At 63.0% G+C, this 12,956-nt stretch carries 11 protein-coding genes; 8 read left to right on the top strand and 3 right to left on the bottom strand.

Annotated features, from left to right (window positions below):
• Positions 1 to 19 precede the first annotated feature (19 nt).
• From icmH to tssJ, 3 genes are all read right to left on the bottom strand, one after another.
• Positions 20 to 805: a type IVB secretion system protein IcmH/DotU gene (icmH, locus tag MMB74_RS13065; protein WP_277429065.1), complete on the bottom strand. Its 786-nt coding sequence runs from the start codon at positions 803 to 805 to the stop codon at positions 20 to 22.
• Positions 802 to 2,148, bottom strand: a complete 1,347-nt coding sequence (tssK, locus tag MMB74_RS13060) for a type VI secretion system baseplate subunit TssK (protein ID WP_277429064.1) — start codon at positions 2,146 to 2,148, stop codon at positions 802 to 804. Before tssK ends, icmH begins: the two co-directional genes overlap by 4 nt.
• 90 nt (positions 2,149 to 2,238) lie before the next feature.
• Positions 2,239 to 2,856 (bottom strand): type VI secretion system lipoprotein TssJ, encoded by a 618-nt coding sequence (gene tssJ / locus MMB74_RS13055; protein WP_277429253.1) that lies wholly within the window; start codon positions 2,854 to 2,856, stop codon positions 2,239 to 2,241.
• 366 nt (positions 2,857 to 3,222) lie between these two features.
• On the opposite strand from tssJ, the gene MMB74_RS13050 reads away from it, so the two are divergent.
• The 8 genes from MMB74_RS13050 (at position 3,223) to tssH (ending at position 12,956) form a co-directional block, all read left to right on the top strand.
• On the top strand, positions 3,223 to 3,879 hold the full coding sequence (locus MMB74_RS13050) for a hypothetical protein (protein ID WP_277429063.1): 657 nt from the start codon (positions 3,223 to 3,225) through the stop codon (positions 3,877 to 3,879).
• Between the two features lie 37 nt (positions 3,880 to 3,916).
• The gene (tssB, locus tag MMB74_RS13045; RefSeq protein WP_277429062.1) at positions 3,917 to 4,447 is read left to right on the top strand and encodes a type VI secretion system contractile sheath small subunit; all 531 of its coding nucleotides are present in this window, start codon (positions 3,917 to 3,919) and stop codon (positions 4,445 to 4,447) included.
• Between the two features lie 18 nt (positions 4,448 to 4,465).
• Positions 4,466 to 5,956, top strand: a complete 1,491-nt coding sequence (gene tssC, locus MMB74_RS13040; RefSeq protein ID WP_277429061.1) for a type VI secretion system contractile sheath large subunit — start codon at positions 4,466 to 4,468, stop codon at positions 5,954 to 5,956.
• Positions 5,957 to 6,031: 75 nt separating this feature from the next.
• On the top strand, positions 6,032 to 6,535 hold the full coding sequence (locus MMB74_RS13035) for a type VI secretion system tube protein Hcp (protein WP_277429060.1): 504 nt from the start codon (positions 6,032 to 6,034) through the stop codon (positions 6,533 to 6,535).
• A gap of 88 nt (positions 6,536 to 6,623) precedes the next feature.
• Positions 6,624 to 7,142 (top strand): type VI secretion system baseplate subunit TssE, encoded by a 519-nt coding sequence (gene tssE, locus MMB74_RS13030; RefSeq protein WP_277429059.1) that lies wholly within the window; start codon positions 6,624 to 6,626, stop codon positions 7,140 to 7,142.
• A gap of 42 nt (positions 7,143 to 7,184) precedes the next feature.
• Positions 7,185 to 9,023: a type VI secretion system baseplate subunit TssF gene (tssF, locus tag MMB74_RS13025; RefSeq protein WP_277429058.1), complete on the top strand. Its 1,839-nt coding sequence runs from the start codon at positions 7,185 to 7,187 to the stop codon at positions 9,021 to 9,023.
• A complete protein-coding gene (gene tssG / locus MMB74_RS13020; protein ID WP_277429057.1) occupies positions 8,987 to 10,084 on the top strand; it encodes a type VI secretion system baseplate subunit TssG in 1,098 nt (365 codons plus the stop codon). Before tssF ends, tssG begins: the two co-directional genes overlap by 37 nt.
• Positions 10,085 to 10,154: 70 nt before the next feature.
• Positions 10,155 to 12,956 carry a type VI secretion system ATPase TssH gene (gene tssH / locus MMB74_RS13015; RefSeq protein ID WP_277429056.1) on the top strand — a complete coding sequence of 934 codons (2,802 nt, stop codon included), beginning with the start codon at positions 10,155 to 10,157 and terminating at the stop codon, positions 12,954 to 12,956.

The following is a 12,956-nucleotide window of genomic DNA, read 5'->3' as shown; positions in this document are numbered from 1 at the left end:
TCTATTCGCGGGCCGTGTTTTACGGCAGCGAAATGGTGAGATTGGCCGATTCCGCTTCGGGCTTGACGAGTTGCGAATAAGGCGCGAGCGTGCGCAGCGTAGAGTCGCGCAGGTAAGTGTTCAGTCCCAAGTACGCCAATAGCCCGACGAGTGCGAAAACGGCGCCGATCGTCCACAGCGGCAGCTCGTGCTTGAGCCGATGCGCGATTTGATCGGGCAGCGGCCAGTGCGGTGCGAACTGCGCTCGCTTGCCTTTCATTTGCGCGATTTCATCGCCGAGCCGCCCCGTTAGATAGGCGAGCTTTTCAGGCCCCTCGAGCAAGTACTTGCCTTGGAAGCCGAGCAACAGGCACATGTGGAAGACTTCGAGCGACTGCAGTCGCGCGGCGCCTTGCGCGCGACACTGTTCCAAAAGTTCGAAGAATTTCTCGCCCGCGAGTTGTTCGCCAAACAGCACGAGTTGCAGCGGGCGGCGCTCCCATTCGGCGCGGATCGTGAACGAAGAAGCGAGCACGGCTTCGTCGATCGCGGCGCAAAACGCGAACTTCGAGGCATAGACATCGTCGGCGGGCACATTGAGCTTTTTGGCGCCGCGTTCGAAATCGGCGAGAAACGCTTGCACGCGCGAGACGAACTCGCCGGCGCCCTCGGGCTCCCGCCCCTCTTTGAGCAGGAACAGCATGAAGAAGCCGTCGTAGAGCAAATCGCGCAACGAACGCGCCTGAAAGCCTCCCTCGGCGGGCGCCGAGGCGAGGGACGGCGTGGACGGCGCGTTGGCGCCGAACAGCGAAGGCATTTGAGTCATGACGTGACCGCGATGAGTTCGAGTTTGAGATCGTTGATGCCCGACGGCGCGTAAATCATGGCCGACTGCGCTTGCAGCATTCGGTCATACAGGCCGCTGCGCGATTCGAACGCGAAGTAGCACGCGCCGGGACGCACGGGCACTGCCGGAGGCACTTGCGGCGTGTAGACGAGCCGCACGCCCGGCATGGCAGAGAGCACGAGCTTGTCGACATCGTCGGGTGCGCCCACCTTGAAGCGCGCGGGCACGGCTTCGACGAGTTCCACCGCGGGCATGTCGGCCGACACGGCCAAGAAGAACGTGGTTTTCTCGTCGATCTTGCCCGAGTCGAGCCGTCCGGCATAAAACGACGGGCGAACTTCTTCGAGGGCGATCGCGAAGTAGCGCGTCGAGATCACGGTTTCGAGCAGGTCGCGCACGATGGTGTCGAGTTGGGAGAAACCGGGCCCGGGATCGTCGTGGCGGTAAGCCGGTAATTCGGCGAGCGTATAGCGCTTGGAGAACGTCATCAGTTGCCCGGCGAGCCGCAGCAATTCTTGAAAGAGCCGCTCCGGGTGTAGCGTGGGCTGCTGCAGCAAGTGGACGAGGGAGGCCACGGCGCCGTTGGCCGTATGCAGCAGCCAAAACGAGGCGATGTCTCCCGAGCGGAATTCGATGATGTTCTTCGTCGGTTCGCGATGAAAGCCGTAGAGCGCGCTCACTTTCGCCTGCAGCGCATCGATCAGTTGCCGCAGCCGCTGATGCAGAACGGGCGATGCTTCGACGGCAAGGCACGGCGGCACGAAGTTTTCGTCGAGCTCGAAACCCGACGTGGCCGTGCGCCGCAGACGCGCGAGCGGGACCGCCAACAATTGCGCGCGCGGCTCCGTGTGGCTGATCAGCTTCACGCGCGTTTTGAGAAACGTCAGATTGGCGACGGCCGCGTCGGTGAATTGATCGGCGACGTTCTGCTGCTTGGGTGCATAACGCGAGACGAAGGCATCGGCCGATTCGTTCGCATAGTTGCCGCCCGTTTCACGCAGCGGATGCAGCGCGAGATAAAAGATGAATTCGCCGACGCCTTCTGGCAACGTGTCGAGCGCGACGGGCTGCGGCAGCTCGTCGGCGAGCGGCGCCGCGTAGAGCGTGCCGTCGGGGAACACGAGCGAGAGCTCGGTCAGCCGCAGCAGGTTGTTGCCGAGCGAATCGATATCGAAGCGCACGCTGCGCACGCCCCAGTTGAACGGCTGGATGGCTCGTATCGACTCGAACAGCCGCGCCTCGTGATAAGCGTCCTGTTGCTGGAAATGCTGGGGCCGCAAAAATAGGCCCTCGCCCCAAAGCAATTTCGCCGAATAACTCATCTCAATTTCACTATCTAGGTTTTGTGTATCCGCGAGCGAGTGGCCATGACGCCGGCATTGGCTGGCGCCTTATGGCGCAATGGCCATGCGCTAGCCGCAACTGATGGACGAAAGCATATTGAGCTGCTGCATCGGCAATCGCGGATCGGGCGCAATGACCGCACCGCTCGTAACGGTCATCGCACAGTTGTGAAGGCCGATCATTATGCCGGATTTCTCGGATTTAGCCGGATCGAAGGCGAATTTCCAGCGCTGCAGCGCCGGGTCGCGAAACAATGCGACGACACCGAATGCTTGTGCCTCGCGGGTGACTTTCTCGGTCATCTGGTAATGCTGCCCAGGAATTAGAGTAACCTCTCGCACACTGAGCAAGTCGGCGCCGAGCGCCGTTTTTTCCTTGGCCGGATCGGTAAAAGTGTCGAACGGCGCTTGCTGGAACGAGGTCGGATCCTTGAGCGCATAGAGCCGCACCACGAGCGCGAGCGGATGATGGTCCTCGGCCGCATTGAGATTGGGTGCGGCCGCGAGCGTAAGCGGGATGTCGCGCGGCGGCTTTTGCGAATCGGGCACGGGCGGTTTGCCGATGCCGGTGGCTTGCAGCGCGGTCGAGGCGGCGGCGCCCAGCAGGGAGATGCCCGCCGCACACCCGCTCAGCAGCAACGACAGCACGAGCGGCCAGACGAGGCGCGCTAGAAACGAATAACCCAAAGCTCGACGACTCACACTGCACCCCGTCCAAGATGACCCATTGCTCGAATGCTCGATTCCTCGACGCGCGATAACGACTGGCGACGCTCATAAGGGTCGCTGCGCGGCGGATAATGTACAAGTTTGTCTAGTTCGTTATCGGGAAATTTTCCCGCTATTTAATCGCTCTGTCATCGAATCGGAAATTATTTCAGCATTGCTTCCTTGGGTATCAAACGTTTTCAAAACAGGACGAATCCGATTCGAACTCAGCCCTGTTGAATTATGGAAAATTGGCCGGTACTATACGCCGCACTCGCCGCAAAGCAAAGTTGCGGTTTCCCTCGGCGAATTAATAAACGGCTTCGCTGTAAGAAGAAAGAAACGATGAAACAACGACTTTTCCAATTTTCCGCGGCGGTGCTCGTGTGTGCCGCTATGGTTGGCTGTGCGACGCAAAACGGCAACCCGGCCGCTTCTTCTCCCGAAGCCTTCAACAAAGCGTTGGCCGACGCCGACGCAGTGGCGAAGGGTGGCGACCAAACGCGCGCGCTTGCGCTCTACGATCAACTGACGAAGGCCGATCCCACGCGTGAAGAGCCGTGGTCGCGCATGGCCCAGATCCAATTCTCCCAAGCGCATTACGGTCAGGCGATCGTTGCCGCGCAGGAAGCGCTGTCTCGTGACCAGACCGATCGCGCGGCCAAGAGCGTGCTGGCCGTGAGCGGCCTGCGCGTGGCTACCGAATCGCTCGGCCAACTGCGGCAGGACGCGGGGCTGACTGGCGATGCGAAGGCCGATGCGTCCGTGCTCGCGCACCAACTGCGCGACACCCTCGGCGAGAGCACGCTCTTTCCCGAGGAAGTCGAAGCGAAGAAACCGGTGGCAAAGAAGCGGCGCGTGGTGCGCCGCCCTGTCGCCGCTGCGCAAAGACCGGCTGAAAAAGCCGCGGAAGGCGCTGCGGCTGCCGCGCCGAGCGCGCATGCGCCGGCTCAGGCTGCGAAAAGCGGCGGCGCGGCGGATCCTTTCAGTGCACTTCGCTGATCGGCCCGTGTGATTCAGATTCCTTAGGGAGCCATCGATGGCGAAGAAAGAAAGCATCCAGAAGCGCCTGCAGAAGGTGCGGCCGCCGCGCGTCCAACTGACCTACGAGGTCGAGCGAGGCGATGCGATCGAAGTCAAGGAGCTGCCGTTCGTGGTCGGCGTCATCGCCGATCTGGCTGGGCAGTCCGAGATCGAGCAACCGAAGCTGCGCGACCGCAAGTTCGTGAGCGTCGATCGCGACAATTTCGACGATGTCATGAAGGGCCTCGAGCCGCGTGCCGCTTTCCAAGTCAAGAACGAGCTGACCGAGACGAGCGGCTCCTTCGGCGTCGACTTGCGGTTCCGTTCGATGGAGGACTTCGGGCCCGATGCGGTGGTCCAGCAGATCGAGCCGCTGCGGCGCTTGCTCGATGCGCGCTCCAAGCTCGCCGATCTACGCAACAAGCTGGCCGGCAACGATCAGCTCGAGAGCCTGCTCAGCGAAGTGCTCGCCAATACTCAGCAATTGCAAACGCTGGCGGGTGAAACGGGCGCGCGCAGCGACGGCGAAGACAAGCAAGGCGAATAACGTAAGCGGGGTGTGAGGATGAATCAGCAAACGGCCGCGGCCCCCGTCGGGGCGGCGCAAGCAGGCGCCGCACCGACGTTGCTCGACGAAATCGTCGAAAAGAGCAAAGTTGCAAAATCCGAGTCCGAGCACGCGCGTGCCAAGGATCTGATCGGCGAACTCGTGCATCAAGTGATGGACGGCACGGTCGTTGTCTCCGACAACCTGTCGGCGACCATCGACGCCCGCATAGCCGAGCTCGACCGCCTACTATCGGCGCAATTGAGCGAGGTCATGCATGCGCCCGAGTTCCAGCGCATGGAAAGCACCTGGCGCGGGCTCAACTACCTGTGCAAGGAGAGCAATACCGGCTCCACCATCAAGATCCGTGTGCTCAACGCGGGCAAGCGCGAGATCGTGCGCGATTTCAAGGCTGCCTCCGAATTCGATCAGAGCGCGCTGTTCAAGAAGATCTACGAAGAAGAGTTCGGCACGTTCGGTGGTGCGCCGTTCGGCGCGCTGATCGGCGATTTCGAGCTGACGCGCCAGCCCGAGGACATGTATTTCATCGAGCAGATGTCGCACGTCGCGGCGGCCGCGCATGCGCCGTTCATCGCGTCGACTTCGCCCGAATTGCTCGGCCTCGAATCGTTCGCCGATCTCGGCAAGCCGCGCGATCTCGCCAAGGTGTTCGATACCGTCGAATACGCCAAGTGGAAGTCGTTCCGCGAATCCGAAGATTCGCGTTACGTGGGCTTGACGCTGCCGCGCTACCTGGGCCGGCTGCCGTTCCACCCGCGCGACGGGCTCGTTGCCGATACGTTCAATTTCGTCGAGAACGTCGATGGCTCCGACCACAGCAAATATCTGTGGTGCAACGCCGCTTGGGCATTCGCTGCGCGGCTGACGGCGGCGTTCGACGATTTCGGCTGGTGCGCAGCGATTCGGGGCGTGGAAGGCGGCGGGCTCGTGGAAGACTTGCCCACGCATACGTTCAAGACCGACGACGGCGAAATCGCGCTGAAGTGCCCAACCGAAATCGCCATTACCGATCGGCGCGAGAAGGAGCTGAGCGATCTCGGCTTCATTCCGCTCGTGCATTGCAAGAATTCCGACTATGCGGCGTTCTTCGCCGCCCAGTCGGTGCAAAGGCCGAAGAAATACAACACCGACAGCGCCAACGCCAACGCCGTGCTGTCGGCTCAGTTGCAATACATTTTTTCGGTCTCGCGCATCGCTCACTATTTGAAGGCGATGATGCGCGACAAGATCGGCAGTTTTGCTTCCGCGCAAAACGTCGAGCAGTTCTTGAACCGTTGGGTCGCGCAGTACGTATTGCTCGACGACAACGCCACACAAGAACAAAAGGCGCAGTTTCCGCTGCGCGAGGCGTCGATTCAGGTATCCGAGATTCCCGGCAAGCCGGGCTCGTACCGGTCCGTCGCCTTCCTGCGCCCGCATTTCCAGTTGGACGAGCTGTCGATTTCGCTGCGGCTCGTTGCCGATCTGCCGAAAACTGCTGGCGCATAACCACAAGTTATTCCGAGCGCGGCTCGGGCCGACAGCTCGAGCCGCATATAACCGCTACCTGGGAGTCGCGAAGTCATGAAAGACATCTATCTGAAGTTTGGCAATCCGGCCATCAAGGGTGAATCTGCCGATAAAGATCACAAGGACTGGATCGAAGTCAGCTCGTGGAATCACTCGATCACGCAGCCGCGGTCGGCTACGTCGGGCACTGCTGGCGGCGCCACGGCCGAGCGTTGCGAACACGGCGATATGGCCTTCTCCAAGGACATCGACCTCGTCAGCCCGCTGCTGTATCAGCACGCGTCGGGTGGCACGACGTTCGACGAAGTGACGGTCGACTTCATGCGCGCGGACGGCGAAGGCAATCGCGTCAAGTACCTCGAGATCAAGATGAAGTACGTGATCATCTCGTCGGTTGCTCCGAGCGTGGTCGGCGAAGGTTTGCCCACCGAGGAGTTCTCGCTGAAATACGCCGCCATCCAATGGAAGTACACGCAGCAAAAGACGGCCGGCGGCGTGGCAGGTAATGCGCAAGGCGCATGGAGCCTGACGAAGAACGACAAGACGTACGCGGTCTAAGACCTAGGCCCCGCGCCGCCCGCTTCGATTGCGAAGCGGGCGGCGCGTTCGTTCTCCATCAGCATGATTCGCCCCTTTTCACGGCCCCATGAAGCGCTTTGAACCGAGCTTGCTCGATAAGCTCTTCGATGACGATCCACGCTCGCCGGCGCCCGCCGCAATGCGCCAGTGGTCGCTCGACGAACTCAAGGGCCGAGTAGCGCGGGATGTCGAAGCGCTGCTCAATACGCGGATCGCCCTGACGGAGCACGACTTGGCCGCGCTGCCGGAGTGCCATCGCTCCGTGCTGACCTACGGTCTGAACGATTTCTCAGGCCTGAGCCTCGCGAGCCATGTCGATCGCACGTTCATTTGCGATTCCATCACGCAGGCGATCGCGCGGCACGAGCCGCGCTTGCGCGACGTGCGCGTTTCGCTGGAAATCAACGAACAATCGACGAACGTACTGTATTTCGTCATTCGCGCCAAGCTAGTCGTTCATCCAGCCGAAGAGCCGGTCAGCTTCGACGCGATGCTGCAAGCCTCTACGTTGCAATATTCGGTCACGCGGTCGCGGCGTGCGACGGATGCCACCCGCTCCCGCGTACGCGAACCCGGACTTAGCTAGTTCAGATAGCGAGAGAAGAGCGAGCACGCTCGGGGAAGATTGATGGAAGCGTTGCTGCCTTACTATGAGCGCGAGTTGGCGTTTCTGCGCCGCTATTCGCTCGATTTCGCCGAGCGGTATCCGAAGATCGCCTCCCGCCTCGCGCCTCAGGGCGAGCACGGCGACGATCCTCACGTCGAGCGCATGATCGAAGCGTTCGGATTGCTCACCGCTCGGGTCAACAAGAAGCTCGACGACGACCTTCCCGAATTCACCGAGGCGCTCGTCGAAGTGTTGTATCCGCATTATCTGCGGCCGTTTCCATCATGCTCGATCGCGCAGTTGAGCGTGCCCCGCGATGCGCTAGCGGCGCAGCCCGTCACGATCGCGCGCGGCACGCCGCTCGCCGCCCGTGAAATCCGCGGCGTTCGGTGCCAGTTTCGCACGGCCTACGAGGTCACGCTGGCTCCGGTGCGGTTGGCACATGCGCGGCACACGCCGCTCGCAGAGGTGCCTGCTTCCGCCGTCACGCTGCCCGGAGAGGCGTCCGCGTTGCTCTCGTTCACCTTCGAGGCGACGGGTCAGGACGCGACGCTGGGCGCGCTAAACCTGGGTGCGCTGCGCGCGTATCTGCATGGCGAGCAGTCGTTTATCGCGGCGCTCACCGATTCGCTGTTCATGAAGGCGATCGGCGCCTATATCCAAACGGACGAGAGCCGCCTTTGGCGCCCGCTCGCCGATATGCCGATTGCGCCCGCCGGTTTCAACGAAGCCGATGCGCTCATCGACTATCCGGCCAAGTCGCATCCGGCCTACCGCGTGCTCACCGAGTACTTCGCCTTCCCCGAAAAATTCGATTTCGTCGATTTCGATATTCGCGAGATGGTTCGCGTCGCGGGACGTTGCCGGCGCTTGACCTTGCACGTGGCGCTCGGCGAATTGCGTGACGAGCCGCATATCGAGCGGCTCGTCGAATCGCTGAGCGCCAATCACATACGGCTGTTCTGCACGCCTGTCGTCAATCTGTTCGAACAGCGCGGCGAGCCGATCCACGTCAGTCACGAGACCGTCTCCTATCCGGTCGTTGCAAACGCGCGCCATGCGCGAGCATACGAGGTCTATTCGATCGACGATGTGCGCTGTGTGCGGACGCGCGAGCAAGGGCAGACCATTACCGAATTTCGGCCCTTTTATTCGCTTCACCACGACGAAGCGGGCCGCGTGGGCCGTTACTGGTTTGCGCGTCGCAACGATTGGGTCGCGCGGCATAGCCCTGGCTACGAGACCGAGATTTCCGTCGTCGATGCCGACTTCGACCCGCTCGAAGCCCGAACGGACACGCTGAGCGTTGCACTGACCTGCACGAACCGCGATTTGCCGGCGCAGTTGGCCGTCGGTCTCGAGGGCGGCGATTTGTTCGCAGCGTCCGACGTGCGCGTCGGTCCGATTGCGCTCCTGTCCCGGCCTAGCCCGACGCTTCGTGTGCCGCGGGGCGCCGCGTTGCGCTGGCGGCTCATCTCGCACTTGGCGCTCAATCGCGTCTCGGTATCTTCCAACGGGCTCGCCGCGCTCAAGGAACTGCTCGCGCTCTACGACGCGCGCCGCACGGCCGTTTCGGCTCGGCACATCGCGGGCATCGTCGGCATCGAGCAACGGCCGGCCGTGCATTGGCTGGCCGGCCGGCCCTTCGCCACGTTCGTGCGCGGCGTCGAAATCCGCTTGACGTTCGACGAGGCACATTATGTCGGCACGAGCCTCGCCACCTTCGTGCGCGTGCTCGATACGTTCTTCGGCCTGTTCGTACGCTTGAACAGCTTTGTGCAACTCGTGGCCGTGGCAGGTCGCACAGGCGAGGAGATCTTGCGATGCAAGCCGCGCAGCGCGGAATCGACGCTGGCGTAGTCGAGCGGCTGCTCGACGAGCCGTACCGGTTCCAATTCTTTCAAGCGGTCAGGGTGCTCGACACTTGGTTCTCACGCGAGCGCGTGAACGCGGGCGGGCGCCGCGCCGGCGAGCGCAGCGCGACTTCCGTCGCTTTCCGCAACAGCCTGGCCGTGACCTTTCCGCCAAGCGAGATCGAGCGGGCCGTGCCGTACGACGAAGCCGGCGAGGCCTTGGCCGAGCCCGATGCCCGGCGCGCCGCGCTCGTGCAGCGCAAGGTCGAGCGCGTCGAGCTCACGCCCGCGTTCTTTGGCTTGCTGGGCGGGCAGGGCGCGTTGCCGTTGCATTACACCGAGCAGTTGATCGGGCGCGCTCAACTACAGCGCGATCATGCGGCACGCGAGTTTTTCGACGTCTTCGCTAATCGCGCGACCGCGCTGTTTTACGCGGCGTGGAAGAAGTACCGGCTGCCGCTTCACTACGAACTGAATCGGGACGAGCGCTATGTGCCGCTATTGCTTGCGCTGGCGGGTGCGCCCGACGCGCCGACGCGCGCGCGCCTGCAAGGCGGCAGCGGCGCACTGATCGACGAAGCGCTCGCAGGCTATGCGCTGCCGGCCCGCCACCGGCCGATGTCGGCAGCCTTCCTCGAACGCGTGCTGGCCGACTACTTTCGCGTTAGGGTGCGCGTCGATCAATTCGCGGGCCGGTGGTACGCGGTGCCGCAAGAGCGCATGACGGTGCTCGGGCGCGTGAACGCGATGCTCGGCGCAACGGCGTTGGCCGGCGAGCGCGTGTGGCAGCGCGATATGCGTGCGCGCATCGTCGTCGGCCCGCTGACCAAGCGCGATTACGAAGGCTTCTTGCCCGGCGAAGCGCGCGCCATTGCGCTCGAGCGCATGCTGACGCTGCTCGCGGGCACGACGATCGAGTACGAAGTGTCGCTCGTCCTCGCACGAGAAGAGGTCGGGGCGAGCTGTCTCGGCGCGGGCGCACGGCTTGGTTACGACGCCTTTCTTTGCACGCGCGAAGCCGAGCGCGATCGCGACGACGCGCGCTACGAACTGAACGTCATTCACTGAACGAACGCTGGCCCGCGCGACGCGCGGAGCGATATCCGGAACTCCAATCCAAAGCGAGAAGCGACCGAACATGAGCACCCCACTGAAGACTCTCATCGCCAAGCTCGATACCTTGTGCTTGAACGCCGCAACGCGCGCGGCGAGCCTTTGTCTCGGACGCGGCCATTACGAGGTCGATCTCGAGCACTTGCTGCTGGCGCTCATCGAGCAAAGCGCCTGCGACCTATGCGTGGTCTTGCGCAGCAACGGGCTGAGCACGGAAACCTTGCGTGGCGATCTCGAACGCGAACTCGGCCGCATGAAGACGGGCAACACGCGTACCCCCGTGTTTTCGCAGCACCTGATCGCGCTGTTCGAGCAAGCGTGGCTCATTGCGTCGCTCGATTCGCACGTCGCGCGCATTCGCTCGGGACACCTGTTGCTCGCGCTGCTGGCTTCGCCTGAACTCGCCCAATTCGCCGAGCGCATGTCGCCGGTTTTCGCGCGGGTGCCGCTCGAGCAACTCAAGCATCGATTCGACGAGGCCACGGCCGGTTCGATCGAGGTCGAGCGCGTCGCGAACGAGCCCGCGGCGAACGCGGTAGGGGGCGACGCCGCGCAGACCGCGCTCGATCCGAGCGCCGCCGCGCCGTCGAAGACGCCTGCGCTCGACACCTACACCACCAATTTGACGCAACGCGCCCGCGACGGTCACGTCGACCCGGTCATCGGCCGAGAGGCCGAGATTCGACAGACGATCGACATCCTCATGCGCCGCCGCCAGAACAATCCGATCCTGACAGGCGAAGCGGGTGTGGGCAAAACCGCCGTGGTCGAGGGGCTCGCGCTGCGCATCGCGTCAGGCGACGTGCCGCCCCCGCTCGTCGGGGTGGCGTTGCATGTGCTCGATATGGGCTTGCTGCAAGCCGGCGCGAGCGTGAAAGGCGAGTTTGAAAATCGCCTGAAGAGCGTCATCGACGAAGTCAAGAAGAGCGCCGTGCCCATCATTCTCTTCATCGACGAAGCGCACACGATCATCGGGGCGGGCGGGCAAGCGGGGCAGAACGACGCCGCGAACTTGCTCAAGCCGGCGTTGGCGCGTGGCGAATTGCGTACGATCGCGGCGACGACATGGAGTGAATACCGCAAGTATTTCGAGAAAGACGTCGCGCTCGCTCGCCGTTTCCAAGTGGTGAAGATCGACGAACCGAGCGAGGCGCTCGCTTGTGCGATGGTGCGGGGCCTTGCCGCGCGCATGGAGTCGCATTTCAACGTGCGCATCCTCGACGAAGCGATCACCGAAGCCGTGCGTCTGTCGCATCGGTATATTACCGGCCGTCAGTTGCCCGACAAGGCGATCGGCGTGCTCGATACCGCTTGTGCGAAGGTGGCGCTGGCGCAAGGTTCGACGCCGGCGCTCATCGACGACACGCGCAAGCGGATCGAGCGGACCGACGTCGAGATCGCGGCGCTCGAACGAGAGCAGGCGACGGGCACCGGCGCTTCGGCGCACGATGAGCGACTCGCACAATTGCGCTCGGCGCGCGAAGCGGACGTCGCGGCGCTGGCGGCCGACGAGGCGCGCTACGAGCAAGAACGGACGCTTGCCCAGCGGATCGAGCGCCTGCGTAGCCAGCTCGCGTCCGCAAAGGCCGGAGAAGCGGGTGAAGGCGGCCGAGGCGACGAAGGCGCTGAAGGCACTGAAGGCACTGAAGGCGCTGAAGGCGCTGAAGGCGCTGAAGGCGATGAAGGCGCTGAAGGTGGCGCTATGCGTGAGCAGGCGAGCGCCGTCGACACCGGCGCGTTGCGCGACGAACTTGCCCGCCTCACTGCTGAACTGCAAGCGCTGCAACAACCCAGCCCGATGGTGCCGCTGCAAGTGGACGGGCACGTCGTGGCGGAAATCGTTGCGGCGTGGACCGGCATTCCGCTGGGCCGCATGATCAAAGACGAGATCGACACAGTCTTGTCCCTGAAGGATCTGCTTGCCGCGCGCGTGATCGGCCAGGACCACGCGCTAGAGGCGATCGCGCAACGCGTGCGCACGGCGAGCGCCAATTTGGAGGACCCCAACAAGCCGCGCGGCGTGTTCCTGTTCGTAGGGCCGTCGGGCGTCGGCAAGACCGAGACCGCTCTCGCGCTGGCCGATATCCTCTATGGCGGCGAACGCAAGCTCATCACCATCAACATGAGCGAGTACCAGGAAGCGCACAGCGTGTCGGGCTTGAAAGGCTCGCCGCCGGGGTACGTCGGTTACGGAGAGGGCGGCGTGCTCACGGAGGCCGTGCGGCGCAATCCCTATTCGGTCGTGCTGCTCGATGAAATCGAGAAGGCGCACCCCGACGTGCTCGAGATGTTTTTTCAGGTGTTCGACAAAGGCACGCTCGACGACGCCGAAGGACGCGAGATCGATTTTCGCCATGCGTTGATCATCCTCACGTCGAACGTCGGATCGGCCGCCGTCATGCAAGCCTGTTTGAATCAAGAGGCCGACGCGCTGCCCGATGCGCAGGCGTTGACCGAGCTGCTGCGACCGCAACTCTACAAGGCGTTCAAGCCCGCGTTCCTCGGACGTGTCAAAGTCGTCCCTTACTATCCGATCTCGGACGACGTGCTTGCCGAAATCATCGAGTTGAAGCTCGAGCGAATTCGCGCACGGGTTGCCGCGAACCATCGCGCCGCGTTTGCGTGGGACGAATCGCTCGTCGATGCGGTGCACGCTCGGTGCACGGAGGTCGACTCGGGGGCTCGCAACGTCGACCACATTCTCAACGGCACGCTCTTGCCCGAACTCGCGCAGCATGTGCTCGGCCATATCGCTCAAGGCGAACGGATCGAGCGCATCGATGTGCGTGCGCTGGAATCGGGCGACTTCGAATACAAGGTTTGCTGA

Source organism: Trinickia sp. Y13, from assembly GCF_029522115.1.
Classification (GTDB): Bacteria; Pseudomonadota; Gammaproteobacteria; order Burkholderiales; family Burkholderiaceae; genus Trinickia.
This window is presented reverse-complemented; position numbering and strand designations above follow the sequence as displayed.

Coding starts and splice junctions, on each gene's coding strand:
- icmH (WP_277429065.1), bottom strand. CDS start 805: ATGACTCAAATGCCTTCGCTGTTCGGCGCCAACGCGCCGTCCACGCCG.
- tssK (WP_277429064.1), bottom strand. CDS start 2,148: ATGAGTTATTCGGCGAAATTGCTTTGGGGCGAGGGCCTATTTTTGCGG.
- MMB74_RS13050 (WP_277429063.1), top strand. CDS start 3,223: ATGAAACAACGACTTTTCCAATTTTCCGCGGCGGTGCTCGTGTGTGCC.
- tssB (WP_277429062.1), top strand. CDS start 3,917: ATGGCGAAGAAAGAAAGCATCCAGAAGCGCCTGCAGAAGGTGCGGCCG.
- tssC (WP_277429061.1), top strand. CDS start 4,466: ATGAATCAGCAAACGGCCGCGGCCCCCGTCGGGGCGGCGCAAGCAGGC.
- MMB74_RS13035 (WP_277429060.1), top strand. CDS start 6,032: ATGAAAGACATCTATCTGAAGTTTGGCAATCCGGCCATCAAGGGTGAA.
- tssE (WP_277429059.1), top strand. CDS start 6,624: ATGAAGCGCTTTGAACCGAGCTTGCTCGATAAGCTCTTCGATGACGAT.
- tssF (WP_277429058.1), top strand. CDS start 7,185: ATGGAAGCGTTGCTGCCTTACTATGAGCGCGAGTTGGCGTTTCTGCGC.
- tssG (WP_277429057.1), top strand. CDS start 8,987: ATGCAAGCCGCGCAGCGCGGAATCGACGCTGGCGTAGTCGAGCGGCTG.
- tssH (WP_277429056.1), top strand. CDS start 10,155: ATGAGCACCCCACTGAAGACTCTCATCGCCAAGCTCGATACCTTGTGC.